Source organism: Jiangella alba (assembly GCF_900106035.1).
Classification (GTDB): Bacteria; Actinomycetota; Actinomycetes; order Jiangellales; family Jiangellaceae; genus Jiangella; species Jiangella alba.
Genome location: NZ_FNUC01000004.1, coordinates 2,396,536 through 2,422,353, shown reverse-complemented (window position 1 = coordinate 2,422,353; position 25,818 = coordinate 2,396,536). Strand labels below are relative to the sequence as shown.

Genomic DNA, 25,818 nt, shown 5'->3' with positions numbered 1-25,818 from the left:
CGGTGCCGGGGGTTCGTCGTTCGTTCTTGGGTCAGTACCAGCCGACGGACTCGGAGTGCGCCCACGCGCTGCACGGTTCGCCGTACCGGCCCTCGATGTACCAGAGGCCCCACTCGATCTGGGTGACCGGGTTGGTGCGGTAGTCGTCGCCGAAGCGGGACATCTTGTCCGCCGGCAGCGACTGCGGGATGCCGTACGCGCCCGACGACGGGTTCTCGGCCGTGTGTCGCCAGTTGGACTCGCGGGTCCACAGGTTGTCGAGGCACTGGAACTGGTCGTCGCCCCAGCCGTAGTCGGCCATCAGGGTGCGGGCGGCGGACTGCGGGTCCTCGACGGCCCGTTCCAGCGACCGGGCGGCCTCCTCGGCGGCGGCCTGGCGGGCCGCTTCCGCGGCGGCGGCCGCTTCGGCCTCAGCCTGCGCCTGGGCCTCGGCCTCCGCCTGAGCCTGCGCGGCGGCCGCTGCTTCGGCCTCGGCCTGCACCTGGGCCTCGGCGGCCGCGGCGAGGTCGTCCTCGAGGGACGGCAGCTCCGGCGACTGGGCCTTCGCGCCGACCTCAGGGAGCGTCAGCTGCTGGGTGCTCACGGCGGCGGTTCCGGAACCGGTGGAATCGACGAGCCACCCGGTGAGGAGGGTGGCGAGAACGGTGATCGAGGCGAGGATGCCGAGGCCTGCTGCGACTCGGCGCAGGCGCCTTCGTCTTCGATGCACGAGTGGGGGAACCTTCCTGTAGGGCCCCACCACACTGCAATGGAAACGTGATCGTTGCCAACTCGGCGGCGTGTCACACGGCCCATCGTGACGCTCTGCCGCTAGGCAGGGACGGCCCGCCGAGCCTGACGCGCACGCCGTCGCCGTTCCCTCTGCTCACCGCCCTGACCTGCGAGAACTCCCGCGTCACCGGAGGCAACACGGGAGTTCCCGACATAGCTGACGAATCAAGTAAATGAGACGTCGCTCACCCAGGCATCCGTTCGAGCATCTCGGTGACCAGCGCGGCGATCGGCGAACGCTCGGACCGGGTCAGCGTCACGTGCGCGAACAGCGGGTGCCCCTTCAGCTTCTCGGCCACCGCGACGACGCCGTCGTGACGGCCGACGCGCAGGTTGTCGCGCTGCCCGACGTCGTGCGTCAGGACCACCCGGGAGTTGCTGCCGATGCGCGACAGCACCGTCAGCAGCACGTTGCGCTCCAGCGACTGCGCCTCGTCGACGATGACGAAGGAGTCGTGCAGCGACCGGCCGCGGATGTGCGTCAGCGGCAGCACCTCGAGCATGCCCCGCTCGACCACCTCGTCGATGACGTCCTGCGTGGTCAGCGCCCCGAGGGTGTCGAACACCGCCTGCGCCCAGGGGTTCATCTTCTCCGACTCGCTGCCCGGCAGGTAGCCGAGGTCCTGGCCGCCGACCGCGTACAACGGCCGGAACACGACGACCTTCTTGTGCAGCCGCCGCTCCATCACCGCCTCGAGCCCGGCACACAGCGCCAGCGCCGACTTGCCCGTGCCGGCCCGGCCGCCCATCGACACGATGCCGACCTCGTCGTCGAGCAGGAGGTCCAGCGCGATGCGCTGCTCCGCCGACCGTCCGTGCAGGCCGAACGCCTCGCGGTCGCCGCGGACCAGCTTGATCCGCTTGTCCGCCGTCATGCGGCCCAGTCCGCTGCCGCGCTCGCTGTGCAGCACCAGGCCGGTGTGGCAGGGCAGCTCGCGGGCCTCCTCGAGGTCGGCGTACCCGTTCTCGTACAGCTCGTCGAGCAGGCTGCCGGCCACCTCGAGCTCAGCCATGCCCGTCCAGCCGGACTCGATGACCGTCTCGGCGCGGTACTCCTCGGCGTGCAGCCCCACCGACGACGCCTTGACCCGCATCGGCAGGTCCTTCGACACCAACGTCACGTCGTGCCCCTCGGCGGCCAGGTTGCGGGCCACCGCCAGGATGCGGGAGTCGTTGTCGCCCAGCCGGAAACCGGCCGGCAGCACCTCGGGATCGGTGTGGTTCAGCTCGACCCGGACCGTGCCACCCTCATCGCCGACCGCTATCGGGTCGTCGAGGCGGCCATGCTCCACCCGCAACTCGTCCAGCAGCCGCAATGCTGCTCGGGCGAAGTAGCCCAGCTCTGGATGGTGGCGCTTGGCCTCGAGTTCGGTGATCACCACGATCGGCAACACGACGTCGTGCTCCGCGAAGCGGAGTATCGCGTACGGGTCGGCCAGCAGCACGCTCGTATCGAGAACGTAGGTGCGGCGAGCCGGCTCCTGCCGGGTGGTGCGACGACGGGTCTGAGTCTTGGAAGCGGCCACGTCCGTCTCCCTCACGCCTGAATGCACCCTGACTATTCAGGCGTCTGTGTCGCGCGGAGTGCCGGGACCGAGCCCACTGGGCCGGGTGCCGGCCCTCCGTTCGCGCCATGGTGTCAGCACGTAGGACGGGCCTCCCGAGCGGCCGGCTACCCACCGTCCGCCACTGCCAAGATTACTGCCAAGCATGATCCCGGCGATAGGACACGCCTGAACGGCGCGTTAACGATGTGTTGCGCGAACGGCGGCGACGACCGGACGGATCGGCCGTGTGGGGCCACTGACGTGCGCATTCTCCGCCGCCAGCCCGCGGTGACGGTGGATTCGTCCAGGCCGGACCGGGTGCGTGAGGGTTCGGTTCCGGGCCGCCGAGCGCTACCCCGCGGCCCCAGCGCGGTCGACGGCACAACCGGGGGCGGCCGCGCGTTCGGTGGAGCACGGTCCCCGCCCAGCGTCGCCATGATCATCCGCAATCTGGGCTGTCATCACGACACGAATGGTTGATGATCATGGAACGGGCGAGCGCGCGTGATCAGCCGGCGTCGCCGCGCTCCGCATCGCGCTGGCGCTTGTACTCCTCCCACTCGTTACCCAGGGTGCGGTGCCGGGCCTCGAGCCAGTTGAAGTAGTCGCGCATGTTGGCCATCCGGCGCCGGACGATGTCGTCCTCGGCGCCGAGAGCGGCCACGACCTCGTCGGCCAAACGCTGCCGCTTGTAGAGGTAGCGGTGCTCCGTCGCGAGGAACGCGCCCCACACGTCGTCGTCGGCACGGTAGAAGTGGCCGCGAGAGCCGGGGACCGACACGCGGCGGATGAAACCCGGCGCCGAGAGCGCGCGCGTCGCCGCGGAGATGGAGCCGGCGCTGGCGTTCAACTCCTGCATCAGCTCCGCCGTGGACACGTGGGGGTCGGCGCTCAGCATGAGGTAGCCGAGGACGCGGCCGTTCATGCGCCGCTCCCCCATCTCTTCGAAGAGCAGCCCGAGCTCCTCGACGAAGAACTCGAGCTTGGCCCGGTCGTCCGCCATGACACCTCCTCCGGCCCACATGGTGGGCCATGACCACCGGGGTCCGCCAGTGGTGATTCGGCGTTCGGGGCATGTGCCGCCCCTCCGACGCCTACGATTAAGTCTCAGTAACTTCTGAAAGTTCGATGAGAATATCTCTTGCTTGAAAGTTCAGAGTGTCACTAGATTCACCCACACTTCAAGCGATCGGGCACCGAGACTGCCCGCGGCACACCCCGAGAGGTGACCATGCGCACGTGGCAACGGCTCGCAGCACTCGCTGTCGGTGCTGCTCTCTTCACCGTCACCGCCTGCGGTGGCGGCTCCGACGACACCTCCGACACCGGCGGGGACGGCGGCGGCGAGAGCACCGGCGGCACGTTCTCCGTCGGCATCGACGAACCCGACGCCCTTCTTCCGGGCCGGTCCCAGGGCGCGTTCGACGAGATGCACGCGCTCTTCTCCGGCCTGGTCAGGTTCGGCGACCAGAGCGAACCGCAGATGCTGAACGCCGAGTCGATCGAGAGCGACGACAACATCGTCTGGACCATCGCCCTCAAGCCGGGGTGGACGTTCCACGACGGCACGACGGTGACCGCACAGAGCTACGCCGACGCCTGGAACGCCACGGCGTACGGGCCGAACGCGTGGGCCAACAACGCCCAGCTGTCCGGCATCGTCGGCTGGGACGAGCTGAACCCGGCCGAGGGCACCCCCGCCACCGACACGCTGTCCGGCGTCGAGGTGGTCGACGAGAACACGCTGCGGGTGACGCTCAAGGCGGCCGACAGCCAGTTCCCGTACAAGCTGGGCCAGCCGGGCTTCTACCCGCTGCCCGAGGTCGCGTTCGCCGACTTCGACGCGTTCAACGAGGCACCGGTCGGCAACGGGCCGTACATGATGGACGGCGCGTGGGAACACGACGTGCAGCTGGCGGTGACCCGGTACGAGGACTACCAGGGTCCGCAGCCGAACGCCGACGGCATCACGTTCCGCATCTACAGCGACACCACCACGGCCTACACCGACGCGATCGGCGGCGCCGTCGACATCGTGTCGGTGCCGCAGGAGAAGTACAAGCAGGTCGCCACCGACTTCGCGGACAGCTTCGTCGCGTTCAACGCGGTCCGGCTGGACTGGCTCGGCTTCCCGCTGTGGGACCCGCGCTTCCAGGACCCGCGGCTGCGTCAGGCCATCTCGATGTCGATCGACCGCGACGCCGTCAACGAGGCCATCTTCGGCGGCCTCTACACGCCGGCGACGTCGTACCACGGCCCGTCCGCCCCGGGCGGCGGCACCGAGGGCATGTGCGGTGAATTCTGCGAGTTCGACCCCGACCGGGCCAAGGAGCTGCTGGCCGAGGCCGGCGGCTGGGAGGGCCCGATGGAGATCTGGTTCCCCGGCGGCGTCGGCTACGACCAGACGTTCGAGGCGCTGGCCAACCAGATCCGGCAGAACCTGGGCATCGAAGAGGTCACGACGCGCAGCCAGCCGGGCTTCGTCCAGTTCCTCGACGCGCTGCGCACGCAGCAGGCCAGCGGCCCCTTCCGCGGCGGCTGGGGCTCGCTCTACCCGAGCATGCAGAGCCAGCTCTTCGCGGTGTTCAGCTCGCACGGCGACGCCCGCGAAGGTGGCGGCGGCTACTCGAACCCCGAGGTGGACGAGCTGATCGCGCAGGCCGACGCGGCGCCGTCGCTGGACGAGGCGACCGAGCTGTACAAGGCGGCCGAGGAGCGGATCATCGAGGACTTCCCGATCGTCCCGCTGTTCTACGCCAAGTACGTCTACGCGCACAGCAGCAATGTCTCCAACGTGATCATCGGGTTCGACCAGATCGAGCTCAACGAGGTCGTCGTCAACTGACGGCGGCCGCGCCAAGGTCAGCACGCGCAGAGAAGGGCAGAGAGTGACGATCCCGACGTCCCACCTGGTCGACGAGGCACTACGGGTACAGCCGGAGGCCGACGCGTTCCCCACGGTCGACGAGCTGGCCGCGGCGCTGGAGCGCACGCACGCGGCGCACCCGGACGTGACCCGGATCCGCCGGGTGGGCACGTCGCGGCTCGGCGAGCCGATCGAGGCCATCACGATCGGCTCCGCGGACCGGCACGCCGTCGTCTTCGGCGGCGTGCACCCGAACGAGCCGATCGGCAACATCACCGCCCTGCACCTGATCGAGCGGCTGACGGCCGACCGCGAACTGCTGGACCGCCTGGACTACACCTGGCACATCGTGCCGTGCATCGACCCCGACGGCATGCGGCTCAACGAGGGCTGGTTCCGCGGCCCCCTGAACCGGCCCGCGTACGGCCGCCGGTTCTACCGTCCGGCCCCGGACGAGCAGGTCGAGTGGACGTTCCCGTTCGCCTACAAGAAGGCGTACTTCGACCGGATGATGCCCGAGACGGTCGCGCTGATGCGGCTGATCGACGACACCGAGCCGGCCTTCATGTGCTCGCTGCACAACGGCGAGTACGGCGGCGTCTACTACTACCTGTCCCGCCCGGAGCCCGAGCTCTACCCGCTGCTGCACCAGATCGCCGCCGACGTCGACCTGCCGCTGGACACCGGCGAGCCGGAGGCCCCGTACGTCGACCGGTACGCGCCGGCGATCTTCGGGATGATCCGCAGCGAGGACCAGTACGACTTCACCGAGGCCGCCGGGCTCGACCCGACGGACCGGCAGGCGGGCGGGTCCAGCGCGGCGTACGCCGCGAAGTACGGCACGCTGACGCTGGTCACGGAGATGCCGTACTGGATCCATCCCGACGCCAACGACGACACCCTGCTCACCCGCAGCTACGCCGACGTCCTCCGTGAGCAGGCCGAAGGGCTGCGCGAGACGCACGCCCGGCTGGACCGCCTCCTCACCGCGGCCCGGCCCGACCTCACCGCGCGCTCGCCGTTCCTGCGCTCGTCCGAGGCGTTCGTGCCGATACTGGCCAAGGCGGCCAAGCAGAGCGAGCACCGTGCCGCCGACCCGTCCTCGCAGCGGCCGGCGTCGGTGTCCGAGCAGTTCGGCTGCCTCGACGTCGTGCACATGTTCCGGCTGCGCTGGGGCGGGACGCTGCTGCGGGCGCTCGACGGCGAGCTGGCCATCGGCAACGGCACGCCGGTGCTGCGCGAGCAGCGGGCCGCGATGGACGCGCTCTACGAGACCTGGGCCGCCGAAGCCGCCGAAGTGACCCCCGCGGAGGCCATCCCGTACGGCAAGCTTGCGGCCGTGCAGTACGCCGCCATCCTCGTCACCGCCGCCCACGCCGCACGGCAGGGCTGAGGTCGCCCGGTATGAGCAAGTACGTCGTCTCGCGCCTGCTGCAGCTGGTGCTGGTGTTCTTCGGCGTGACGCTGCTCATCTACCTGGCCGTCTACGCGCTGCCGGGCGACCCGATCCGCGCCCTGGGCGGCGACCGCCAGCTGCCGGAGAGCGTCGTCAACGCGATGCGGGAGCAGTTCAACCTGAACGACCCGGTGCTGCTGCAGTACGTGAAGTACCTCGGCAACCTGTTCACCGGCGACCTCGGCACCGACTTCAACGGCCGCCCGGTGGCAGACCTCATGGGGCAGCGCTGGCCGGTGACGATCCGGCTCGCGCTGACGGCGTGGGTGATCCAGGTCGTCGTGGGCATCGGGCTGGGCGTGCTGACGGCGCTGCGCAAGGGCACCTGGCTGGACCACACGGTGCTGTTCTTCACCGTCGGCGTGATCTCGATCCCGGTGTTCGTGCTCGCGTACACCGCGCAGATCGTGTTCGGCGTCAAGCTCGGCATCGTCCCCGTCTCCGGCGTCGACGAGGGGTGGCCGGTGAGCTACCTGCTGCCGTCGCTGATCCTCGCGATCTTCGGTCTGGCGTCGGTGGCGCGGCTGGTGCGAGCCAGCATGCTGGAGAACCTGCGCGCCGACTACGTCAAGACGGCGACGGCGAAGGGGCTGAGCCGGCGGCGGGTGGTGTACCGGCACGTGCTGCGGAACTCGCTGATCCCGGCCGTGACGTTCCTGGGCATCGACCTCGGCTACCTGCTCGGCGGCACCGTCATCATCGAGGGCGTCTTCAACCTGCCCGGCGTCGGCCAGCTGCTGTTCACGTCCATCGCGTCGCAGCAGGGGCCCGTCGTCGTCGGCGTCGCCACCGTCCTCGTCGTGATCTTCCTCCTGGCCAACCTCGTCGTGGACCTGCTCTACGGCGTGCTCGACCCGAGGATCCGTCATGAGTGATCCCACGTCCGCCATCACGACCAGCGATCCGGGGGCCGCCGGCTCGCCGGCGTCCTCCGGGGCTGCGGGGGCTTCGGGGGTGCCGGGTTCGGGCTCGGGCGCCGGCTCCGACGCGGCCGGGAAGTCGTCGACGCTCGTCGGCGACGCCTGGCGGGAGCTGCGCCGCCGCCCGCTGTTCGTCGTCGCGTCGCTGCTGGTGATCCTGCTGATCGTGGTGGCGATCGCGCCGCAGCTGTTCGCCGGCTGGTTCGGCAACGGCGACCCCCGGGTGTGCGACCTGTCGCGCAGCATCGAGGGACCGGCGTCGGGGCATCCGTTCGGCTTCGACAAGCAGGGCTGCGACGTGTACGCGAACGTCGTCTACGGCGCCCGCGCCTCGATCAGCGTCGGCGTGCTGGTGACGGCGCTGACGTTGGCGCTCGCGTTGGTGCTGGGCAGCCTGGCCGGCTTCTTCGGCCGGGTGGTCGACGCCGTCGTGTCGCGGTTCGCCGACGTGTTCTTCGGGTTCCCGTTCCTGCTCGGCGCGCTGGTCGTGCTGACGGCGTTCGAGGCGCGCAGCATCTGGACCGTCGCCCTCGTCCTCGCCCTCTTCCGCTGGCCCTCGATGACCCGGGTGATGCGGTCGAGCGTCATCCAGGTCCGCGACATGGACTACGTGCGCGCATCGGTCGGCCTCGGCGGCAGCAAACTGTGGCTGCTGCGACGGCATGTGCTGCCCAACGCGATCACGCCGATCATGGTCATGGTGACCCTCGACATCGGCACGGTCATCGTCGTCGAGTCCACCCTCACCTTCCTCGGCGTCGGCCTGCAGGCGCCCGCGATCTCCTGGGGCCTGCAACTCTCCAACGCGTCGACGGACTTCGCGGCCGCCCCGCACCTGCTGATCTTCCCGTCGCTGTTCCTCAGCCTGACGGTGCTCAGCTTCATCGTCCTCGGCGACCTCATCCGCGACGCCCTGGACCCGCGGCTGCGCTGAGCCGGGCTTCGGCCCAGGGTCTCGCGCAGCCGCGGTGCGGGCGGTCTGACGGCCGCCTGCACCAACCGCACCCCGGGTACCGGCCCGGTCCCGCCGGGCACCGCCCTGGTTCCCCGGTCCCGCCGGGCGCCGTCCCGGATCCCGCCGGAGCCGCCGGTCCCGGTCCCGGGGTATCGCCCTGGTTCCCCGGTCCCGCCGAGTGCCGTCCCGGATCCCGCCGGAGCCGCCGGTCCCGGTCCCGGGGTATCGCCCTGGTTCGCCGGTCCCGCCGAGCGCCGCCCCGGATCCCGCCGAAGCCGCCGACCCCGGTCCCGGACCCGGTCTCGGACCGGGTGTCAGGGGGCTCGCACTTCGGGCCGCGGGCTGTAGGTGCCGCCCGGCGGCGCTCGCACGCCGTGACCTCACGCGCCAGGCGGCTCGACTCAGACAACGCCGACCCAGAAGCGGTCGCCAACTGAGCTCGGTACCACGGCGGCCCGACCCAGCACGGGCCAGTCGGGGTGGCCGTCCGCCGGGCCACCCACACGGGCCCATCAACCAGCCGCCGACCGGGACGGGACGCCGGTCCAGCGGGCAGACGCACGAGCGTCGTCCGCCGGACCAGGAGATGTGCCGTGTCACCGCCAAGCGCGGAGCATGTCCAGTGCGCACCGATCGGCGCGCACCGTAGCACCAGTTACTTCACTCGAGCTCTCCAGTCAGTCCTCCCTTCTCCGCACGCCCCGGACGCCCCGGACGCCCAGGATGCCGCCGGCCCGCCACGACCAGCCCGTCCCCAGCCCTCGGTGCCCCGGGCCTCGACCCCGGGCGCGCCTGACCATCGCGGCCGCCATCACTCGGCCCACGCCCCGGCGGCCGCGGCACCGGCGGCGTAGGTCTCGAAGGACAGCGGTGGCCGTCCGGTGAGCCGGAGCACGACCTCGGACGGCTCGCTGTGGCCGGAGGAACGGAGGGCGGCGAACGCCGAGGCAGCGGCGGCGGCCGCGTCGCGGGGCACGCCGAGGCGGGACTGCTGGGCGAGGTAGTCGTCCTCTGAACCGAGGTAACGCAGCGGACGCCCGGACGCGCGGGCGATGATCTCGGCCGCCGCGCCGAACGACAGCGCCCGCGGGCCGGTGACGTCGTAACGAACGCCGCCGTGGCCGGACGAGGTGAGGGCGACAGCGGCCACGGCGGCGATGTCGCCGGCGTCGACGAAGGCCTGGCGGAGGTCGCCCAGGGGCAACGCCAGCTCACCGGCGACGACGGCGGGCCGGAAGAAGCCCTCGTCGAAGTTCTGGTCGAACCAGTCGGCCCGCAGGATGGTCCACTCCGCACCCGACCCACGCACCACGGACTCGGCGGCGAGCAGCCGGTCGTCGCCCATGACGTCGATGCCGCGGCTGGACAGCAGCACCACGCGGCGCACGCCGGACTCGACCGCCAGGGCGACGAACGCGGGATCGACCGGCACGCCGTCGGGCGCCATGAGGAACAACCGGTCGGCGCCGGCGAGCGCGGGTTCCCACGTCGGCGGCGCGGACCAGTCGAACCGGACGTCGCCGTGGCGGGAGGCCGCACGCACGGGCGCACCCGCGTCGCGCAGCCGGTCGGACAACCGGCGGCCGACGGTGCCGGTGCTGCCCAGGACCAGGATGGCTTGCTCGTTCATGATCATCAGTGAACCAGGGGCCACTGACAACGTCCGGCAGCGATGACTTTCCGCGCGCCCACCGGTCTACCCGAGTACAGCCACCAGAGGGAGACCCGATGAGCACCGCCAGCCTCGCGAGCATCCTGCTGTCCAGCACCGACCCGGACCGCCTCGGCGCCTGGTACGCCGCCGCGCTCACGCCGTCCGACGACGCGCGCGTTGGCGACTACCGGATGCTGCGCTACGGCGCCTTCCACCTGATGATCGACCAGCGCGACGACGTCGGGGCGGCGAACCCCGAGCCCGGCCGGATGATCCTCAACTTCGACGTCGACGACGCGCGCTCCGTCGTCGCCCGGCTGGACGACATGGGCGTCAGCTGGCTGGCCCCGTTGGAGGACCGCGACGGCAGCCTCTTCGCCACGGCGATCGACCCGGACGGCAACTACGTCCAGCTCATCCAGATCAGCCCCGAGCACCAGGCCCAGCTGGCCGCGGACCACGCACCGGACCAGGCATGACCACCGCGCTCACCGCCCTCCCGTCCATTGCCGACGGTCGCCGAGCAGACCATTCGGCGGCGTATCGTCGGCGGAGGACGAGGGAGGCGACGGTGCACACCACGACCACCGGCGAGACTGCGGGCGACTTCCAGCAGTTGGCCCAGCCGTACCGGCGCGAGTTGCTCGCGCACTGCTACCGCATGCTCGGCTCCGTCCACGACGCCGAGGACCTCGTGCAGGAGACGTATCTGCGCGCCTGGCGCGCCTACGACCGCTTCGAGGACCGCTCGTCACTGCGCACGTGGCTCTACCGCATCGCGACGAACGCCTGCCTCACCGCGCTGGAGAGCCGCGGTCGCCGGCCCATGCCGACGGGACTGGGCGGGCCGAGCACCGAGCCGAGCGGCGACCTCGCCGAACGATCCGAGGTGCCGTGGCTGGAGCCGCTGCCCGACGTCGCGGTCGGGGTCGGCAGCGACGGCGCCGACCCCGCGTCCGTCGTCACGTCCCGCGAGAGCGTCCGATTGGCGCTGGTCGCGGCGCTGCAGCACCTGCCGCCGCGGCAGCGCGCCGTCCTGGTGCTGCGTGACGTGCTGCGCTGGAAGGCCGCGGAGGTCGCCGACCTGATCGGCACCTCGACCGCCGCCGTCAACAGCATGCTGCAGCGCGCGCACGCCCAGCTCGACAAGGTCGCGCCGTCCGAGGACGACGCCATCGAACCGCTGCCGCCTGAGCGCGAGGAGCTGCTCGATCAGTACGTCGCCGCGTTCGAGTCCTACGACATCGACGCGCTCGTGCGGCTGCTCACCGCCGACGCCGTCTGGGAGATGCCGCCGTTCGCCGCCTGGTTCGTCGGCCCGTCCGACATCGGCGAGCTGATCCGGGTCCAGTGCCCGATGAAGCGCGCCGGCGACCTCCGCATCGTCCGCACGTCCGCGAACGGGCAGCCGGCTCTGGCGCAGTACCTGCGCGGCGACGACGGCGTCTACCGGCCGTTCGCGGTGCAGGTCGTGTCGGCCGGCCCGACCGGCCTCACCCACATCGCGCAGTTCTTCGACGTGAGCCTGTTCCCGCGATTCGGGCTGCCGGACGTGCTGCCGTGACCGGCCCGCCGGCCGACGCGGCGGAACTGCTCGAACGGGCGCTCGGCTACACGACGGTCAGCCTGGGACTGGTGCGGCCGGACCTGTTGTCGCGGCCGACGCCGTGCGCGGGCTGGGACCTCGGTGCGCTGCTGCGGCACCTGAACGACTCGCTGCTGGCGCTGCTCGAGGCGACGGACACCGGCCGGGTCGCCGTCCCGTCCAGCGCGGCGGATGAAGCGGGGGGCGACGCGGACCCCGTCGGCACGCTTCGGTGGCGGGCCAGGACGCTGCTGGCGCGGTGCGCCGCCGGTTCCGGGCCGGACGTCGTCGCGGTCGGCGAGCGGTGGCTGGCCGCTCGGACGGTCGCGGCGACCGGCGCGCTGGAGATCGCGGTCCACGGCTGGGACGTCGCCCGCGCGTGCGGCGCCGACCGGCCGCTGCCGTCGTCGTTCGCGCGGCGGCTGCTGGAGGTGTCGAACCTACTGGTCGACGACGGAGATCGGCCGGCCCGGTTCGCGCCGCCGCTGCCCGTGCACGACGGCGGCGGGGTGGACGTGCGGCTGCTGGCGTTCCTCGGCCGTGCGACGGCGCAGGGAGTGGCTCCCGGGACTCGGCGGTAGCGAGCGGACGAACGTTGTCGGTGCCCGCCCGTAGGGTGGGCTCCCTCCCTAGAGGGGCGGGTCATACCTACCCCGCGGACGGCGAACGGCAGGCGACGACGGCGGGCCGGGCCGCGGTGGGCGGATGGTGCGAGCAGGGCCCGGCCACGGTGGGCGGATGGCGCGAGCAGGGCCCGGCCGCAGTGGGCGGATGGCGCGAGCAGGGCCCGGCCACGGTGGGCGGATGGCGCGAGCAGGGCCCGGCCGCAGTGGGCGGATGGCGCGAGCAGGGCCCGGCCACGGTGGGCGGATGGCGCGAGCAGGGCCCGGCCGCAGTGGGCGGATGGCGCGAGCAGGGCCCGGCCGCAGCGGGCAGCGCGGCGCGGCGGATGCCGGCGGCGAGCGGTCAGAAGGCCGCGGACCAGGGTGGGCGATGCGGGTGCGGCGGGTGCCGGCGGCGCACGCTCGACGGGCCGCCGACGGCGAAGGGCACAATGCCGCAGACCACGGCGGGCGCGCCGGCGCGGCGGCGGCACGGCGGACGCGGCGGCACGGCGAGCGCGGCGAGCACCGCGGGTGTCGGCGGCGAGCGGGTAGACGGCCGTCGGCCGCGATGGTCGGTGCGTCACGGCGTGCGCCGGCCGCGAGCGCTCGGCAGGCGTCCGGCAACGGAGGGCGGGCGACCCGCCATCGGCGGCGAGCGGCAGCGGGGCGGCGGTGGGCAAGACGCGGCGCGGGCGCGGGCGGCGGCGAGCAGGTCGGCGGGCCAGGCCGCGGTGAGCGGCCGGGCGACAGCGAGCAGGTCGGCGGGCCAGGCCGCGGCGGACGGCCGGGCGACAGCGAGCAGGTCGGCGGGCCAGGCCGCGGCGGACGGCCGGGCGACAGCGAACAGATCGGCGGGCCAGGCCGCGGCGGACGGCCGGGCGACAGCGAACAGATCGGCGGGCCAGGCCACGGTGAGCGGCCGGGCGACAGCGAACAGATCGGCGGGCCAGGCCACGGTGAGCGGCCGGGCCACAGCGAACAGATCGGCGGGCCAGGCCACGGTGAGCGGCCGGGCCACAACGAACAGATCGGCAGGCCAGGCCACGGTGAGCGGCCGGGCCACAACGAACAGATCGGCAGGCCAGACCGCGACGGACGACCGGGCCACAACGAACAGATCGGCAGGCCAGACCGCGACGGACGACCGGGCCACAACGAACAGATCGGCAGGCCAGACCGCGACGGACGACCGGGCCACAACGAACAGATCGGCAGGCCAGACCGCGACGGACGACCGGGCCACAACGAACAGATCGGCAGGCCAGACCGCGGCGGACGACCGGGCCACAGCGAACAGATCGGCAGGCCAGACCGCGGCGGACGGCCGGGTGACGGCGAGCAGGTCGGCGGGCCGCGGGTCAGCACGACGTGGGGGCAGGCGAGCAGGTCGGCCGGCCAGGGCCCGGCGAGCAGGTCGAGGCGGGCGGGCGGTGAGCCTAGCGGCCGTAGCGGCGTTCGCGCTCGCTGTACGACCGGAGCGCCCGGAGGAAGTCGACCCGGCGGAAGTCGGGCCAGAGGGCTTCGCAGAAGTAGAACTCCGAGTTGGCGCTCTGCCACAGCATGAACCCGGACAGCCGCTGCTCTCCGCTGGCCCGGATGACGAGGTCGGGGTCGGGCTGACCCTTGGTGTAGAGGTGTTCGGCGATGCCCTCGACGGTGACCACCTCGGCCACCTCCTCGATCGAAGCCCCGCGCGCGGCGTGCTCGTGCAGGAGGGCCCGGACGGCGTCGGCGATCTCGCGGCGGCCGCCGTAGCCGACGGCGACGTTGACGTGCATGCCGTCGAGGTCGCGGGTGCGGTCGGCGGCCTCTTTGATGACGGTGGCGGTGCGCGGCGGCAGGAGGTCGAGCGCGCCCATGGGGTACACCCGCCAGCGCCCGGTGGCGGCGATGTCCTGGATGAGGTTCTCGATGATCCCGAGCAGCGGGACGAGCTCGTCCTCGGGCCGGTTGAGGTTGTCGGTGGACAGCATCCAGAGGGTGACGACGTTGACGTCGAGCTCGTCGCACCAGCCGAGGAACTCGCGCGCCTTCTCGGCGCCGGCCTGGTGGCCGCTCGAGGTGGGTGCGCTGAGCGCGCGGGCCCAGCGGCGGTTGCCGTCCATGAGCACCGCGACGTGCTGCGGCAGGCGGCCGCGGTCGAGTTGGCGCTTGATGCGCTTTCCGTAGATGCGGTAGACCAGGTCGGACAGACCCATCGACCGATGCACCTCCAGCATCGTGGCCGTTCGCCGAACGTCATTTCTCCCCGCCCGAGAGTACTCTCATGCACCGGATGTGCGGTGAATTCACAGGTACGGTGGGGTTCATGACGTTCGACGAGCAGGTGCGCGACGCGGTCGCCGCGGTGAAGCCACGGCTGCGTGGCTGGCTGCACGCCGGGACGTTCCCGGTGGCGGTGCTGGCCGGCGTGGTGCTGGTCATCGTGGCGCCGACCACCCAGGTGCGGGTCAGCGCGGCCATCTACACCGCCACGGCGGCGCTGTTGTTCGGCATCAGCGCCGTCTACCATCGCGGCCGCTGGTCGCCGCGGGCGCAGGGCGTGCTGCGCCGGTTCGACCACGCCAACATCTTCCTGATCATCGCCGGCACGTACACGCCGTTCACGCTGCTCGTCCTGCCCGAGACCGACGGGACGCTGCTGCTGTGGCTGGTGTGGGCGGGCGCGCTGCTCGGCGTGCTGTTCCGGGTGTTCTGGGACGGCGCGCCGCGCTGGCTGTACGTGCCGATCTACGTGGCGCTCGGCTGGGCGGCGGTGTTCTGGCTGCCCGCGTTCGCCACGCACGGCGGTGCGGCGGTCGTCACGCTGATCATCGTCGGCGGGCTCATGTACACGCTGGGCGCCATCGTCTACGGCATGAAGCGGCCGAACCCGTCGCCGCGGTGGTTCGGCTTCCACGAGGTGTTCCACGCGTTCACCCTGGCCGGCTTCGCCAGCCACCACGTCGGCATCTGGCTGGCCGCCTTCGGCGTGGGCGCAGTCGCCGCCACCTGACGGGTCAGGGGGTGGGTCCGGCGGCCCGGACCTCCTCGACGTGGGTCAGCGCCTGACGCAGGTCGGCGAGCCACTCGTCGGCGTTCGTGGAGACCAGGCGGACGCACCAGGCGAGCGCCTCGGACCGCGACCGCGCCACCCCGGCGTCGACCAGGGTGTCCAGCACCTGCCGCTCGGGCTGCCGCAGCCGCGTCATGACGGGCGCGGCGAGCCGGGTGAACAGCTCGCGCCGGTCGCCGCAGTCGACGCCCCAGGCGACCTTGCGGCGGCTGCGGTGCTCCAGTTCGCGGGCGATCTCGATGCGACGTTCCCGCGTGCTCTCGCGGAACGCGCCGATGCGGCCGCTCACGGCGGCGTCGCGCTCTACATCGGAGACGTCGTCGGTGGCGGGCGCCGCGATGCGGCCCACGACCGTGATCTCCTCGCGGTCGATGGTCACCTCGAGGGGACCCTCGAACCAGTCGTCCGGCAGCCGGCCGGTGAGCCAGCCCCGGATCCTCCCGACCTCATCGTCTTTACTCATGTTGCGATGATTACATCATTACACCGCTACGCCTAGGGTCGTCCGCTCACGGCGAAGCCGCCGCCAGCATCGACCGCGACAGCCCCCGCCAGCGCGGCCGGAACGCGTAGACGCCGGCCAGCCGCAGCCGCGTCGCCCGCTCGTACGCCGGCACCCGCGCGAGCGTCGCGTCGTCCGGGTCGAGCCCGGCGAGGAACGCCGCCCGCGCCGACCGGGCCAGCGACGACGTCAGCGCCCGCTGGGCGACCCGCAACTCGAGGTGGACCAGCACGTTGGCGACGTCGAGGGCCCGCTCCCCGGCCGCGACGGTGTCGAGGTCGAGCAGCCCGAGCCGGCCGCCGGGCTGGAGGACCGCCTGCTTGTCGTGCAGGTCGCGGTGGAGCAGTCCGGCCGGGCCGGGCGAGCCGGACCGCAGCGACGTCAGCAGCGCGGCGACGTCGACGGGCGGCAGCAGCCCGGACGCGGCCGCGGCCCGGAGCCAGCGGGCGGTGACGGCCTCCTCGTCGGCGGCGTCGTGGGTGGCGGTGACGGCCACGGCCGGCGCCGGCGTGCCGTGCAGCCGGCGCAGCGCCGCGCCCAGCCGCTCCCACCCGGCCAGCAGGCCCGACGGGCCGAGCGACGCGGCCGCCTCGTACAGGGTCGGCCCGGGCAGCTCGGACTGCGCCAGGACGCCGTCGCCCAGCCTCAGGGCCAGCGGGCGCGGCACCTCGGCGACCCCGCGCAGCGCGGCGGCCAGCGCGGCGAGCCGTCCGGCCAGCGCCGCGTCCGCCCCCGGCCGCAGCACCTTCGCGTAACGCCGGTCACCGTCGTCGTCGAGCAGGACGACCGCGCGGCGTTCCGGACGGTGCACCAGCAGCCGGCTGCCCGGCCGCGCCACCAGCCCGGCCAGCGCGGCGAGCCTCCGGTCGGCGCCGTCCGGCTGCAGCACGACGCCGTGCGCGGGGACGTCGAGGCCGCCACAGGTCGCCGCGGCGACCGAGGCCCGCCGGACGGGGTCGGCGAACCACTGTCCGGCCAGCCGCGCGCCGGACGGCGTGGCGAACTCCAGGAGGACGTGGCCGTCGCGGCGCGGCCAGGCCCGCAGCAGGGTCAGCTCGGCGCCCGTCGCCGGGTGGGTGATCCGGTCGGGATGGCGCGACGGAACGGTGTGCCGGTGCGACGACGCCTCCCGCAGCCGGCCCGCGGGCGGCGGCGACGCGGCCGTCACGACACCAGCCGGTGGGCGCGCCGCACGTGCTCCGCCACCTGGCGGGGCCAGTCGGCCTGCCGAGTACGGAACGGCTCGGCGGCCCGGCGCAGCAGCGCGGCGGCGGTCAGCGGGTCGAGCCGGTCCAGCAGGTCGGGCGCCGGCCGGTAGCCGTCGAGCAGCTCGCCGAGCACCCGCGCCGCGCCGTCGTCCGGACCAGCCCGGCCGGCGACGATCTCGGCGGCGGCCCAGCCGGCGAGGTCGGCGGCGGGATCGTCGGCGCAGAAGCGGTCGAGGTCGATGACGGCGAGCCCGTCCGGCCCGGCGATCACCTGGTCGGCCGAGAAGTCGCCGTGCACCGGGACGACCGGGCGGTCCGCACCGGCCAGCGCCCCGGTGATCGCCCGCGCCGTGGCCACGGCCGGCGCCGCGGCCTCCGGCAGCACGGCCGCGACCGCCCGCACCGCTCCGGCCAGCTCCAGCCGGTGCGGCGGTCGGGTCCGGGCCGGCACGACCGCGCAGTCGTGCAGCCGCCGCAGCAGCGCACCGGTCTCCCGGCGGGCGGCGCCGTCCGGCCCGCCGGGAGACCGGTCGAGCGGCTCGCCGTCGACCCAGCGGTACACGACCAGCCCGTGCCGCAGCCGCGCCGCCAGCAGCTCGGGCACCGGCAGTCCCGCCGCGCGCACGGCCTGGTGGTCGGACACCACCGACGGCGGGAGCGGCGGGCGGTGCACCTTGACGACCCGGTCGCCGGCGACGCCGACCCACCGGCGCTCGGGCTTGTACCGCAGGGTGCGCAGGCCCGGGCCGAGCCTGGCGAGCCCCGGCAGCCGGCGGTCGTCGGCGGCGTCGCCGTACGCGAGCAGCCGGACGTCGTCGACCGTCGCGCCGCGCAGCTTCGCCAGCTTCGGCGCCGCGCCCGGGGCGACCGCCTTGACGAAGCCGGCCCGGGTCGCGCCCGGCCAGCTCAGCTCGACCGCGGCCACCAGGGCGGTGCCCGGCTTGTAGCGAAGGTACCTGACGGTGACGGCGTCGGGCGGCGGCCGGTCGCGGGCGTCCCAGCGCGACCCCAGCCAGGCGGTCAGCGCGTCCGGGTCGAGCAGCACCGCGAGCCCCGGGACGTCCGGGTCGCGGCCGGCCAGCAGCCGGTCAGCGTCGGCGAGCATCGACGGTCTCCCCTCGCCTCGGCAGCGCGCGGGGCCGGTACTCGACCACCCGCCCGGCCTCCAGCCGCACGACGACGTCGCAGTCGGCGACCTCCTCGGGCACGTGCGAGATCACGAGCGTGGTCCGGCCGCGGGTGAGCGCGCGGATCGCGTCGCGGACGGCGGCCGAGCTCTCCCGGTCCAGCCCGGTGGCGGCCTCGTCGAGTACGACGATGCGGGCGTCGCGCAGGACGGCCCGGGCGACGGCGACGCGCTGCCGCTGCCCGCCGGAGAGCCCGGTCCCGCGCTCGCCGAGCACGGTGTCGTAGCCGTACTCGAGCCGGCGCACGAACTCGTCGGCGTGCGCGACCCGGGCGGCCGCCTCGACCTCGGCGTCCGTGGCATCGGGCCGGCCGTACCTGATGTTCTCGCGCACCGACGTCGCGAACAGGACGCTCTCCTGCAGCACGACGGCGACCTGCCCGCGCACCGACGCCAGCGTGAGGTCGCGCAGGTCGTGCCCGTCGATGGTGACGGCGCCGCCGGTGGGGTCGTAGAGCCGCAGCACCAGCGCGGCGAGCGTCGACTTGCCCGACCCGGACGGGCCGACCAGCCCGACCCGGCAGCCGGCCGGGATACGCAGGCTGACGTCGCGCAGGGCCCGCTCGCCGGTGCCGTAGTCGAGGTCGACCTGCTCGAAGCGCAGCTCGCCGCGGAAGCGCGGCGCGGGCCGGGCGTGCGGGGCGTCGGTGATGTCGGGCACCGTCTCGAGCAGGTCGACGATCCGCTCCCCCGACGCCGCCGCCTTGGCCAGCCGGCCGGTGTACTTGGCGAGGTCGCGCATGGGCTTGAAGGCGCCCTTGAGGTAGCTGACGAACACCACCAGCTCGCCCGGCGTCAGCGCGCCGTCGAGCACCCGGGTCCCGCCCACCAGCAGCACGGCCGCCGTCGCGACGCCGACCAGCAGGTCGGTCTTGCGCTCCAGCCCGGCCGCCAGCCGCGACGCCTTGACGCCGTCGCGCAGCGCCCGCTGGTTGTCCGCGCCGAAGACCCGCTGCAGGATCCGCTCCAGCGAGTAGGCCTGGACGACGGTGATGGCGCCGAGCGTCTCGCCGGCGGTGCCGGCCAGCTCGCCCTCGCGGCGGCGCTGCAGCCGCGCCGCCGACGTGATCTTCCGGCTGGACCGCGAGCTGGCCAGCACGAACACCGGGAACGCCGCGACGACGATGAGCGCGAGCCGCCAGTCCAGCACCACCATGACGGCCGTCATCCCCAGCAGCGCCACCACGTTGCCGAGCAGCGGCAGCGCCGCCGTCACCGCCACCTCCTGCAACCGGCCGACGTCGCCGACCAGCCGGGTCAGCAGGTCGCCGGTCTTGGTCGAGCCGTGGAAGCGCAGCGAGAGCCGCTGCACGTGGGCGAAGACGTCGGCACGGACGGCGGTCATCGCGCGGGTGCCGGCCAGGGCGAAGCAGACCGTCATGAGGTACGCCGAGAGCGCGCGCAGCCCGGCGGCGGCCACCAGCGCGACCGCGCAGAGCAGCAGCAGCGCGACGATCCCGGACCGGTCCGCCGCACCCGGCTCGATCACCGCGTCGATGACGTACTTCAGCGGCCACGGCTCGATCAGCCGGAACGCCACCTCGGCCAGCAGGCAGCCGAAGCCGCCGGCCAGCAGCCAGCGCTCCGGCCGCAGGTGCGGGCGCAGGTAGCGCAGGGTGCGGCGCAGCCCGGGCAGCGCCGAGCGCAGGTCCGCCCGGCGGGCCGCCATCACACCGTCTCCGGCACGGCCCGGCCGGGGGCGTCCAGGCCGACGCCGGCGGCGGCGAGCGTCCGCGTCACCACGGCGCGCCAGGTGTGGTGCCGCTCGACGCCCGCCCGCGCGGCCCGGCCGAGCCGGCGCCGCCGGCCGGGGTCGCGCCGCAACCGGATCAGCTCCCGCGCCAGCGCCGCCGGGTCGCCGGGCGGCACCAGGACGCCGTCGACGCCGTCGCGCACGACCTTCGGCAGCTGCCCGGTGCGGCTGGCGATGACGGGCAGCCCGGTGGCGAGGTACTCGTAGACCTTCAGCGGCGAGAAGTACGCACCGGCGTCGGCCGGGTACGGCGCGGTCGCGACGTCCATGGTGCGCAGCAGGGCGGGGATCGCGGACGGCGGGACGGCGCCGGTGAGCTCCGCGGACCCGGCGCAGCCCGACGCCTCCAGCGACGCCCGCAGGCCGGGCGCGCCGGGACCGTCGCCGACCACGAGCAGCCGCGCCTCCGGGCACTCGTGCCTGAGCAGGGCGAACGCGTGGGCGAGCACGCCGACGCCGTGCCACGGCTTGAGGGTGCCGACGAAGCCGACGGTGAACGGGTGCGGTCGCCGCCCGGGCGCGGGCCGGAACCGGTCGACGTCGACGCCGTTGGGCTGCACCAGCACCGGCGCCGGCCCGGCGACGGACTGAACCCAGCCGGCCACCGGCTCGGTCACGCAGCTCACCACCGTCGCGCACATCGCGGCGGCTCGCAGCACCGACAACGCCTCGTCGCGGTGCACGAGCGTGCGGTGCTCCGCCTGCTCGTCGACCAGCGGCGCGTTCACCTCCAGCACCGCGGGCACGCCGGCCGAGCGCGCCCAGCCCATGGTCGCGGCGTTCCACAGCGAGTACCGCTCGTAGACCAGGTCGAACGGCCCGGCCGCCTGCACGGCCGCCTCGATCTCCCGGGCCTGGCCGAGCAGCTCGAGCTCGCGGGCGGCGGCGTCGTGGGCGACCGGCGCGGGCAGGCGATGCACCCGGACGCCGCTCAGGCCGGGCGGCACCACGCCGCCGGTGCGCCGGCAGAACAGGTCGACCCGCGCGCCGAGGCCGACCAGCACCCGCAGGACCTCGGTGACGTGCACCGACGCGCCCTTCGACCCGAACACCGGCACACCGGGGTCGGCGCAGACGTAGGCGACCCTCATGGCGCCGGCTCCGGTGTGACGAGCAGCTCGTCCAGCTCACGGGCCTGCCGGACCGCGTCGAACTCCTTCTCGACCAGGCCGCGCGCGGCCGCGGCCAGCCGGGTCCGCAGCGCGGTGTCGTCGAGCAGCCGGGCGAGGGCGCGGGCGAGCGCGCCGGCCTCGCGCTGCGGCACCAGCAGCCCCGTCGTCTCGTCGCGCACCACTTCGCCGATGCCCGCGACGTCGGTCGAGACGCACGGTGTGCCGAGCGCCATGGCCTCCAGCAGCACCGTCGGCAGGCCGTCCTGGTTGCCGTCGGCCCCGACGACGCACGGCGCGGCCAGGACGGCGGCGGAACGCACGACGGCGCGGACCTGCGGCTGCGGCAGCGGCCCGGTGAACTCCACCAGCCCGCCGAGCCCCAGCCGGGCCGACCGCTCGCGCAGCTCCGCCTCGAGCAGGCCGGTGCCGACGACGCGGCAGCGGAACTCCCGCCCGGCGTCGGCCAGCAGCCGGCACGCGTCCAGCAGCACGTCGAAGCCCTTCTTCTCGACCAGGCGGCCGACTGCGGCGACGACCGGCGGGCGGGCCGCGGCGTCGGGCGCGAACGGGAACGCGTCGAGGTCGAGGCCGTTGTAGACCCGGTGGACGCGGCCGGCGGCGGCGCCGTAGCGGTCGGCCAGGTAGGCGGCGTTCCAGTCGCTGACGGTGACGGCGTGCCCGGCGCCGGCCAGCTTGCGGCGCAGGTCGGCGGGGTCGACGGACTCGTGGAAGATGTCCTTGGCGTGCGCGGTGAACGAGTACGGCACTCCGGTCAGCAGCGACGCCAGCCGGGCCACCGTCGTCGCCACCGAGCCGAAGTGCGCGTGCAGGTGGGTGAGGCCGGCCCGGCGCACCCGCACCGCCAGGTCGACGGCCTGCCCGGCGTCCTCGGCGTCGGCGGCCAGCAGTTCGGGCAGCGTCTCCGGCAGCCGGGGCAGCTCGGCGGCGGCCGCGGCGAGCGCCGTCCACAGCTCGTCCGGCCGGCGGATGCGGGGCACGTAGGTCACCGGCGCGCTGACCCGGGCCAGCGTGTCGTGGAACCGGCTGTCGGCCGGCGGCCGCAGCGAGAAGATCTCGATGTCGGTGCCGCGGCTCTCGCGGGCCAGGATCTCGGTGACGACGAACGTCTCGGAGAAGCGGGGGTAGACCTTCAGCACGTAGCCGATGCGGGCGCGGTCAGGCGACATGGCCGGGCTCCTCCCGACGGGCGGGCGCGGACTCGATCAGCGGCAGCGCGAGCGCCGGGATGCGCTCGAGCCCGTCCAGGTCGACGGTGGAGGCCGGGCGCCGGACGGCGGACCGCGAGCCGGCCGCGTCGGCCAGCCACCCGCCCAGCGCGGCGGGGTCGAGGCGGTCCGGGTGCAGCACGTCCAGCAGTCCGGCGGCGGCCAGCCGCTCGGCCCGGACCAGCTGCTCGGCCCGTGGCCGCACGCGTGGCACCACCAGCAGCGGTGGCCCGGCCGCGATCACCTCGCAGACCGTGTTGTAGCCGCCCATCGAGACGACGGCGTCGGCGCCCTCCAGCCACGACTCGACCTCGTCGACGAACTCGAACACCCGCAGCTCCGGCCGGGTCCGCGCGATCGCCCGCAGCTCGGCCTGCCGGTGGTGCGGCATCCGCGGGCCGGTCACCAGCACGCCGACGTGCCCGACCGGCATCGGCGCCGTCGCGAACGCCCGGGCCAGCGCCCAGCCGTCGGCGCCGCCGCCGACCAGGCCGAGCACGAACGGGCCGCTGACCGGACGGGGCGGCACGTCGTGCGGGCGCCGGTGCCGCCCGCGCGCCAGGTACCCCGTCGGGACCACCATGCCGGCCAGCCGCTCCGGCAGCCCGAGGTCGGCCGTCGCATCGTGCACCCGCGGGTCGCCGTAGTACCAGATCTGGTCGTACCAGCGCTCGATCGCCTCGGACGCGTGGTCGCGCGCCCACTCGCGCCGCGCCCGGCCCGGCTCGTCGAGGACGTCGCGCAGGCCGAGCACCACCCGGCTGCGCTCGGCCAGCGTCTCGAGGATCGGCACCAGCTCGCGGCCGAAGCCCCACGGGTGGCGGTCGACGATCAGCAGGTCCGGGTCGAACGCACGCAGCGCCGCGTCGATGGTCGCGGACCGGAGCCGGACCAGCTCGCCCACCGGCACCGACAGATGCCGCGAGCGGTATCGGCCGCCCTCGTCCTTGGCCATCCCCGGCAGGCCCACGATGTCGCAGCCGGGCGGACGGGTCAGGGCGGACGCCTCCGGGGCGCCGGTGAGCACGAGCACGTCGGGCGCCGGCCGGATGCGGGCGAGTGCCCCGGCGATGGCGAGGTTGCGCCGGACATGGCCGAGGCCCTGGGCGTCGTGGGAGTACAGGGCCACGCGCGCCCGTCCGAGGCCGGACAGCGATTGCACCGTCATGGAGGGGGCACCCTTTCACCGAGGCGTCGAGATGACTGCTCGGTGACCACAGTTCAGCCCGCACGTGGCGTGCGGATGAACCGGCGATGAGCGTGCTCTCATCCGCCCGGCGGCCGGGCGGCCCGGACTCAGCCGGCGAGCTGGGCGGCGAGCCGCTCGGGGTCGGTGGCCGGGAGGTCGCACACGAAGCCGCGGCAGACGTACGCGGCCGGGGCGCCGCCGACCACCGTGCGGTCGCGCAGCAGCGGCACGGCAGACGTCGCGGGGTCGGCGGGGTCGCCCGCGACCACCACGGCGCCGGGCGACGCGGACCGCAGCGCCACCTCGTACAGCGCCGCCGTGCGCGGATCGTGCGCCGGGCCGACGACCGCGACCTCCGCCGGGCCGGCCAGCCACGCCTCCGCGACCGCCAGTCCCCAGCCGGCGAACCGGGGCGCCCGCGCCGCCAGCGCGTCGTACAGCCGCAGCGCGTCGCCGGCGGCGGAGCGGTGCCGGTCGGAGCCGGTGTACGCGGCGAACGCAAGCAGCGCGCCGGCCGCCGCCGACCAGCCGGACGGCGTCGCGTTGTCGGTGGGGTCCTGCGGACGGCGCAGCCCGGCCAGCCGGACGTCGGTCGTCTCGGCGCCGGTGTCGAAGAAGCCGCCCTCGGGGTCGGCGAACTGCGTCAGGACGACGTCGAGGAGCTGCTCGGCGAACGACAGCCAGACTGGGTCGCCGGTGACCGCGACCAGCACGAGGAACCCCTCAGCGACGTCGGCATAGTCCTCCAGCACCCCGGCGGGCGTTCCGGCGACGCCGTCGCGGGAGACGCGCAGCAGCCGGCCGTGGTCGTCCAGGTGCAGCCGGACCAGCAGGTCGGCGCAGTCGACGGCGGCGGACACCCAGGCCGGCTGGTCGAACAGCGCACCGGCCTCGGCCAGCGCCGCGATGGCCAGCCCGTTCCAGGCGGCCACGACCTTGTCGTCGCGGCCCGGCGCGGGCCGCGGCAGCCGCGCGTCGAACAGCTGGCGGCGCACCCGCGCCCACCGGCCGGCGTCGTCGGCCGACGGAGTGCGCAGCAGCCGCAGCGTCGACGCGCCGTGCTCGAACGTCCCGGCCTCGGTGACGCCGAACAGCTCGCCGGCCCACGCGCCGTCGTCGTCGCCCAGGACCTCGCGCAGCTGAGCCGGGGTCCACACGTAGAACGCGCCCTCGACCGGCGCCGCCCCCTCGACCGGCGGCGAGTCGGCGTCCAGCGAGCTGGCGAAGCCGCCCTCGGCCGTGCGCAGCTCGCGCAGCAGGAACTCCGCGGTCTCGCGCACCACCCGCGCCGCCTCGGCGGACCCCGTCACGCGCCACAGGTGCGCGTACACGCGCAGCAGCAGCGCGTTGTCGTACAGCATCTTCTCGAAGTGCGGCACGACCCACCCGGCGTCGACGCTGTAGCGGGCGAACCCGCCGCCGAGCTGGTCGTACAGGCCGCCGCCGGCCATCGACGCGCAGGTCTGCTCCACCATCGACAGCGCTTCGGCGTCGCCGGTGCGGGCGTGGTGGCGCAGCAGGAACTCCAGCACCATCGACGGCGGGAACTTGGGCGCCCCGCCGAAGCCGCCGGCGGACGGGTCGAACTCGCCGGCCAGCCGGGCGACGGCGGCGTCGAGCCGGTCGGCGCCGGGCGGGCCGTCGCCGGACCCGACCCGCGCTCCCCCGCCGAGCGCCGCGCCGATGCGGTCCGCCGACTCCGTGACGTCGCCGCGCCGCTGCGTCCACGCCTCGTCGACGGCCTGCAGCAGCTGGCTGAACGACGGCAGCCCGTGCCGCGGCTGCGGCGGGAAGTACGTGCCCGCGTAGAACGGCTTGCCGTCGGGCGTGAGGAACGCGGTCATCGGCCAGCCGCCCTGCCCCGTCAGCGCCTGCACCGACTCCATGTACACGGCGTCGACGTCGGGCCGCTCCTCGCGGTCGACCTTGATCGCGACGAAGTGCGCGTTGAGGTACGCGGCGACCCGCTCGTCCTCGAACGACTCGTGCGCCATGACGTGACACCAGTGGCAGGCGGCGTACCCGACGCTCAGCAGCACCGGGACGTCCCGGCGGCGCGCCTCCGCGAACGCGTCGTCGCCCCATTCCTGCCAGTCGACCGGGTTGTCCGCATGCTGCAGCAGGTACGGGCTGCGGGCGTCGCGCAAGCGGTTGGCCATGCCGGCCAGCCTAAGCGCCCGGGTCCCGGGCCGGTGGCGCTACGGTGATCGCCTCGTCGCTCGGGCCGG

The 25,818-nt window shown here is 74.0% G+C and carries 22 protein-coding genes; 8 read left to right on the top strand and 14 right to left on the bottom strand.

The window, feature by feature from the left end; translation table 11 throughout:
* Positions 1-31: 31 nt before the first annotated feature.
* The 3 genes from BLV02_RS36800 to BLV02_RS29190 form a co-directional block, all read right to left on the bottom strand.
* Positions 32-583, bottom strand: coding sequence for an aggregation-promoting factor C-terminal-like domain-containing protein (locus BLV02_RS36800; protein WP_069114956.1), 552 nt, complete (start codon positions 581-583; stop codon positions 32-34).
* A gap of 373 nt (positions 584-956) precedes the next feature.
* Positions 957-2,297 (bottom strand): RNA 5'-3' helicase PhoH2, encoded by a 1,341-nt coding sequence (gene phoH2 / locus BLV02_RS29195; protein ID WP_069114955.1) that lies wholly within the window; start codon positions 2,295-2,297, stop codon positions 957-959.
* A 529-nt stretch (positions 2,298-2,826) separates the two neighbouring features.
* The gene (locus BLV02_RS29190) at positions 2,827-3,321 is read right to left on the bottom strand and encodes a GbsR/MarR family transcriptional regulator (RefSeq protein WP_069114954.1); all 495 of its coding nucleotides are present in this window, start codon (positions 3,319-3,321) and stop codon (positions 2,827-2,829) included.
* Between the two features lie 228 nt (positions 3,322-3,549).
* Between BLV02_RS29190 and BLV02_RS29185 the strand changes: the two genes are divergently transcribed.
* Genes BLV02_RS29185 through BLV02_RS29170 form a run of 4 tightly spaced genes read left to right on the top strand, consistent with a single transcriptional unit; the run spans position 3,550 to position 8,494 of the window.
* Complete coding sequence (locus tag BLV02_RS29185; RefSeq protein WP_069114953.1) at positions 3,550-5,163, top strand: peptide ABC transporter substrate-binding protein; 1,614 nt, start codon at positions 3,550-3,552, stop codon at positions 5,161-5,163.
* A gap of 43 nt (positions 5,164-5,206) precedes the next feature.
* On the top strand, positions 5,207-6,577 hold the full coding sequence (locus tag BLV02_RS29180; protein ID WP_074946788.1) for a M14 family zinc carboxypeptidase: 1,371 nt from the start codon (positions 5,207-5,209) through the stop codon (positions 6,575-6,577).
* Between the two features lie 11 nt (positions 6,578-6,588).
* Entirely contained in the window at positions 6,589-7,515 is a 927-nt protein-coding gene (locus tag BLV02_RS29175) for an ABC transporter permease (protein WP_069114951.1), read from the top strand.
* A complete protein-coding gene (locus tag BLV02_RS29170; protein WP_069114950.1) occupies positions 7,508-8,494 on the top strand; it encodes an ABC transporter permease in 987 nt (328 codons plus the stop codon). Before BLV02_RS29175 ends, BLV02_RS29170 begins: the two co-directional genes overlap by 8 nt.
* 832 nt (positions 8,495-9,326) lie before the next feature.
* Here BLV02_RS29170 and BLV02_RS29165 read toward each other — a convergent pair.
* Positions 9,327-10,145, bottom strand: coding sequence for an NAD(P)H-binding protein (locus tag BLV02_RS29165; protein WP_069114976.1), 819 nt, complete (start codon positions 10,143-10,145; stop codon positions 9,327-9,329).
* Between the two features lie 98 nt (positions 10,146-10,243).
* On the opposite strand from BLV02_RS29165, the gene BLV02_RS29160 reads away from it, so the two are divergent.
* Genes BLV02_RS29160 through BLV02_RS29150 form a run of 3 tightly spaced genes read left to right on the top strand, consistent with a single transcriptional unit; the run spans position 10,244 to position 12,335 of the window.
* Positions 10,244-10,648: a VOC family protein gene (locus tag BLV02_RS29160; protein WP_069114949.1), complete on the top strand. Its 405-nt coding sequence runs from the start codon at positions 10,244-10,246 to the stop codon at positions 10,646-10,648.
* The gene (locus tag BLV02_RS29155) at positions 10,645-11,733 is read left to right on the top strand and encodes a sigma-70 family RNA polymerase sigma factor (RefSeq protein ID WP_083289217.1); all 1,089 of its coding nucleotides are present in this window, start codon (positions 10,645-10,647) and stop codon (positions 11,731-11,733) included. Before BLV02_RS29160 ends, BLV02_RS29155 begins: the two co-directional genes overlap by 4 nt.
* Positions 11,730-12,335 (top strand): TIGR03086 family metal-binding protein, encoded by a 606-nt coding sequence (locus BLV02_RS29150; RefSeq protein ID WP_083289216.1) that lies wholly within the window; start codon positions 11,730-11,732, stop codon positions 12,333-12,335. Before BLV02_RS29155 ends, BLV02_RS29150 begins: the two co-directional genes overlap by 4 nt.
* Positions 12,336-12,939: 604 nt before the next feature.
* Here the strand turns inward: BLV02_RS29150 and BLV02_RS29145 are convergent.
* Together BLV02_RS29145 and BLV02_RS29140 are read right to left on the bottom strand one after the other, a co-directional pair.
* Positions 12,940-13,647: a serine/threonine-protein kinase gene (locus BLV02_RS29145; RefSeq protein ID WP_074946786.1), complete on the bottom strand. Its 708-nt coding sequence runs from the start codon at positions 13,645-13,647 to the stop codon at positions 12,940-12,942.
* Positions 13,648-13,795: 148 nt separating this feature from the next.
* Positions 13,796-14,557: an isoprenyl transferase gene (locus BLV02_RS29140; RefSeq protein WP_069115408.1), complete on the bottom strand. Its 762-nt coding sequence runs from the start codon at positions 14,555-14,557 to the stop codon at positions 13,796-13,798.
* Between the two features lie 110 nt (positions 14,558-14,667).
* Here BLV02_RS29140 and trhA point away from each other — a divergent pair, with 110 nt between their 5' ends.
* Positions 14,668-15,354: a PAQR family membrane homeostasis protein TrhA gene (trhA, locus tag BLV02_RS29135; RefSeq protein WP_069115409.1), complete on the top strand. Its 687-nt coding sequence runs from the start codon at positions 14,668-14,670 to the stop codon at positions 15,352-15,354.
* A 4-nt stretch (positions 15,355-15,358) separates the two neighbouring features.
* Here trhA and BLV02_RS29130 read toward each other — a convergent pair whose 3' ends face one another.
* The 8 genes from BLV02_RS29130 to BLV02_RS38115 form a co-directional block, all read right to left on the bottom strand.
* A complete protein-coding gene (locus BLV02_RS29130) occupies positions 15,359-15,877 on the bottom strand; it encodes a hypothetical protein (RefSeq protein ID WP_069115330.1) in 519 nt (172 codons plus the stop codon).
* A 46-nt stretch (positions 15,878-15,923) separates the two neighbouring features.
* On the bottom strand, positions 15,924-17,084 hold the full coding sequence (locus BLV02_RS29125; protein ID WP_069115331.1) for a phosphotransferase family protein: 1,161 nt from the start codon (positions 17,082-17,084) through the stop codon (positions 15,924-15,926).
* Complete coding sequence (locus BLV02_RS29120; RefSeq protein WP_074946784.1) at positions 17,081-18,229, bottom strand: phosphotransferase; 1,149 nt, start codon at positions 18,227-18,229, stop codon at positions 17,081-17,083. Before BLV02_RS29120 ends, BLV02_RS29125 begins: the two co-directional genes overlap by 4 nt.
* The gene (locus BLV02_RS29115; RefSeq protein ID WP_083289300.1) at positions 18,213-19,979 is read right to left on the bottom strand and encodes an ABC transporter ATP-binding protein; all 1,767 of its coding nucleotides are present in this window, start codon (positions 19,977-19,979) and stop codon (positions 18,213-18,215) included. The genes BLV02_RS29120 and BLV02_RS29115 overlap by 17 nt, the downstream gene beginning before the upstream one ends.
* Complete coding sequence (locus tag BLV02_RS29110) at positions 19,979-21,154, bottom strand: glycosyltransferase family 4 protein (RefSeq protein WP_069115334.1); 1,176 nt, start codon at positions 21,152-21,154, stop codon at positions 19,979-19,981. The genes BLV02_RS29115 and BLV02_RS29110 overlap by 1 nt, the downstream gene beginning before the upstream one ends.
* Positions 21,151-22,362 carry a glycosyltransferase gene (locus BLV02_RS29105; RefSeq protein WP_069115335.1) on the bottom strand — a complete coding sequence of 404 codons (1,212 nt, stop codon included), beginning with the start codon at positions 22,360-22,362 and terminating at the stop codon, positions 21,151-21,153. The genes BLV02_RS29110 and BLV02_RS29105 overlap by 4 nt, the downstream gene beginning before the upstream one ends.
* Positions 22,352-23,569, bottom strand: a complete 1,218-nt coding sequence (locus BLV02_RS29100) for a glycosyltransferase family protein (RefSeq protein WP_069115336.1) — start codon at positions 23,567-23,569, stop codon at positions 22,352-22,354. Before BLV02_RS29100 ends, BLV02_RS29105 begins: the two co-directional genes overlap by 11 nt.
* A gap of 128 nt (positions 23,570-23,697) precedes the next feature.
* Complete coding sequence (locus BLV02_RS38115; RefSeq protein WP_069115337.1) at positions 23,698-25,749, bottom strand: thioredoxin domain-containing protein; 2,052 nt, start codon at positions 25,747-25,749, stop codon at positions 23,698-23,700.
* Positions 25,750-25,818 lie beyond the last annotated feature (69 nt).

Coding starts and splice junctions, on each gene's coding strand:
- BLV02_RS29105 (WP_069115335.1), bottom strand. CDS start 22,362: ATGTCGCCTGACCGCGCCCGCATCGGCTACGTGCTGAAGGTCTACCCC.
- BLV02_RS29100 (WP_069115336.1), bottom strand. CDS start 23,569: ATGACGGTGCAATCGCTGTCCGGCCTCGGACGGGCGCGCGTGGCCCTG.
- BLV02_RS29110 (WP_069115334.1), bottom strand. CDS start 21,154: ATGAGGGTCGCCTACGTCTGCGCCGACCCCGGTGTGCCGGTGTTCGGG.
- BLV02_RS29120 (WP_074946784.1), bottom strand. CDS start 18,229: ATGCTCGCCGACGCTGACCGGCTGCTGGCCGGCCGCGACCCGGACGTC.
- BLV02_RS29165 (WP_069114976.1), bottom strand. CDS start 10,145: ATGAACGAGCAAGCCATCCTGGTCCTGGGCAGCACCGGCACCGTCGGC.
- BLV02_RS38115 (WP_069115337.1), bottom strand. CDS start 25,749: ATGGCCAACCGCTTGCGCGACGCCCGCAGCCCGTACCTGCTGCAGCAT.
- BLV02_RS29190 (WP_069114954.1), bottom strand. CDS start 3,321: ATGGCGGACGACCGGGCCAAGCTCGAGTTCTTCGTCGAGGAGCTCGGG.
- BLV02_RS29170 (WP_069114950.1), top strand. CDS start 7,508: ATGAGTGATCCCACGTCCGCCATCACGACCAGCGATCCGGGGGCCGCC.
- BLV02_RS29130 (WP_069115330.1), bottom strand. CDS start 15,877: ATGAGTAAAGACGATGAGGTCGGGAGGATCCGGGGCTGGCTCACCGGC.
- BLV02_RS29185 (WP_069114953.1), top strand. CDS start 3,550: ATGCGCACGTGGCAACGGCTCGCAGCACTCGCTGTCGGTGCTGCTCTC.
- trhA (WP_069115409.1), top strand. CDS start 14,668: ATGACGTTCGACGAGCAGGTGCGCGACGCGGTCGCCGCGGTGAAGCCA.
- BLV02_RS29115 (WP_083289300.1), bottom strand. CDS start 19,979: ATGGCGGCCCGCCGGGCGGACCTGCGCTCGGCGCTGCCCGGGCTGCGC.
- BLV02_RS29160 (WP_069114949.1), top strand. CDS start 10,244: ATGAGCACCGCCAGCCTCGCGAGCATCCTGCTGTCCAGCACCGACCCG.
- BLV02_RS29155 (WP_083289217.1), top strand. CDS start 10,645: ATGACCACCGCGCTCACCGCCCTCCCGTCCATTGCCGACGGTCGCCGA.
- BLV02_RS29175 (WP_069114951.1), top strand. CDS start 6,589: ATGAGCAAGTACGTCGTCTCGCGCCTGCTGCAGCTGGTGCTGGTGTTC.
- BLV02_RS29140 (WP_069115408.1), bottom strand. CDS start 14,557: ATGGGTCTGTCCGACCTGGTCTACCGCATCTACGGAAAGCGCATCAAG.